Source organism: Pseudomonas sp. K5002 (assembly GCF_013386655.1).
In the GTDB taxonomy this organism is placed as follows: domain Bacteria; phylum Pseudomonadota; class Gammaproteobacteria; order Pseudomonadales; family Pseudomonadaceae; genus Aquipseudomonas.
Window position 1 is genome coordinate 1 of sequence record NZ_JACARK010001136.1, and the last position, 1979, is coordinate 1979.

Sequence of the window (1979 nt, forward strand, 5' to 3'; positions counted from 1 at the left end):
CGCTCCAGGCGAAACACCAGCCCCGGCACATTGGCGGCGATCCCTTGCAGCCGCGCCTCACTTTCCTGCAAGGCCGCGAGGGCCCGGCGACGCTCGGTGACATCGTTGAGGTAGACCACCAGGTATTCGCCGTCGGCAAAGCGCAGGAAACTCAGGGACACATCGGCTGGCAATACGCTGCCATCGGCGCGCAGGCAATTGGTGGCAAAACTCTGTGGCCCGTCTTCGCTGGCCCGGGCGCGCTTCCACAGGTTGAGCCAGCGGTCCATGGTCAGCGTCGGGTCGAATTCGATCAGCGGGCGTTCGATCAGGGCGCCGGGGGCGTAGCCGAGCATGGTTTCCGCCGCCTGATTGGCGTAGCGCACATGGCTGTCCCAATTGACCCAGAGGATACCGACGGTGCTTTGGTCGATGGAGAACTGGGTCAGGCGCAAGGCTTCGGCACCGGCGGCGCGGGCGGCGCTTTCTTCGCGGGCGGCCAGCAGATTATGCTCCAGGCCGCGTTGCTGGCGGCGCTGCCAGAACACCAGGGCCAGGCTGGCGAGCAATAGCAGGCCCAGCAGCAACGTGAGGTTTTGCCAGAAGCCGGGGGACTCGGTCACCCGTGGGTATTTGGGCTGCAGCCAGCGGCTGTGCAACTGGTCCAGATCACGAGCGGGAATCGCGCGCAAGGCGCTTTGCATGATATCAGCCAGCTCGGGCCAGTCGCGCCGCGTGGCCACCCGCAGCAATTGCGGCAGGCCAATATCGCCGACCACGGCAAGGCCGGCGAACTCGGTTTCGCCCGACAACCGGCTCAATTGCGCCTCATCCACCACCGCATACCGCGCCTGCTGGCTCACCAGCAATTGCAGGGCCTGGCGCTCCATGGGCACGCCTTGCAGGTTGAGACTCGGGTAGGTGCTGCGCAGGTAATCCGCCACTGCGCTGGGCATGCGCACAGCGACGCGGGATTGGTCGTCGAGTTTCTCCAGGTCGACTGCGGTGCTGCCATCGCGAACCCCGACGATGTGCTGGGGAACGCGCATATACGGATCGGAGAATAACCACAGGCGCAGGCCGGCCGGGGTTTGCAGCAGGCCGGGGGCGAGGTCGACCTCGCCGTCACGCACCGCCGCCTCCAGTTGCTCCTGATTGGGAAAGTTGCGCCAGGTCAGTTCGATATTCAGCGCCTTGGCCAGCCACTGCATCAATTCGACGTTGGCCCCGGACAGCCGCTGCAAGCGCCGATCGTATTGGGCATAAGGCGCCTGTAACACCAGCCCGACCCGCAGGTCGGGATGCTGTTCGAGCCATTCGCGCTGGCCGGCATCGAGCTGCGCCTGGTGAGTGGCAGGCGCAGGCACGGCGCCCGCGATCAAGGGAAAGCATATACAGCCGATAACCAGCAGGTAGCGAAAACCCATGATCCACGTCTCATATCACTGACAAATACTGACCAACCCATTAGGCTGCCGGAATCACTTCTGGCCGGAAATCAACGATGCCACTTTCCCACCGCTCGGCACTGCCAGCATTGTGCCTGTCGCTGCTGTTTACCAGCGCCTTTTGTGTCGAGGCCGCCGACACTCCCGCTCCCGCCCCGGAAAAGCCAGTGGTGCGCCAGCCCTTGCCGGAGCGCAGCCAGGAAGAAGCCAACGCCCTGGAACGACAAATCCCGCAGCAGGAACAACAACAGTTGCAGGCGGGCAGCGATTCTTTCCTGGCTTTGTGGAAGCCGGCCAACAGCGGTGAGCCTGAAGGCGTGGTGATTATCGTCCCGGGCAACGGCGAAAGTGCTGACTGGCCTCAAGCAATCGCGCCGTTGCGCAAGAAATTGCCGGACGCCTCCTGGGGCACCCTGAGCTTGTCGCTGCCGGACCTGACCCTGGACACCTTGCCACCCCGCGTCATCGAATCGCCCAAGGCGACCGTGGAGACCAGCAGCAAAGACGCCAGCACCGTCGCCAAACCCGTGGAGCAAGCCGCCAGCGCCGAAG

2 protein-coding genes are annotated in these 1979 nt (G+C 64.3%); one reads left to right on the top strand and one right to left on the bottom strand.

What is annotated here, in order from left to right; translation table 11 throughout:
• On the bottom strand, nt 1–1406 hold a 1406-nt coding region (locus tag HX846_RS34090), incomplete at its 3' end, for a transporter substrate-binding domain-containing protein (RefSeq protein WP_178967139.1).
• Nucleotides 1407–1483: 77 nt separating this feature from the next.
• Between HX846_RS34090 and HX846_RS34095 the strand changes: the two genes are divergently transcribed.
• A partial coding sequence (locus tag HX846_RS34095) for a DUF3530 family protein (protein ID WP_178967140.1) occupies nt 1484–1979 on the top strand: 496 nt, incomplete at its 3' end.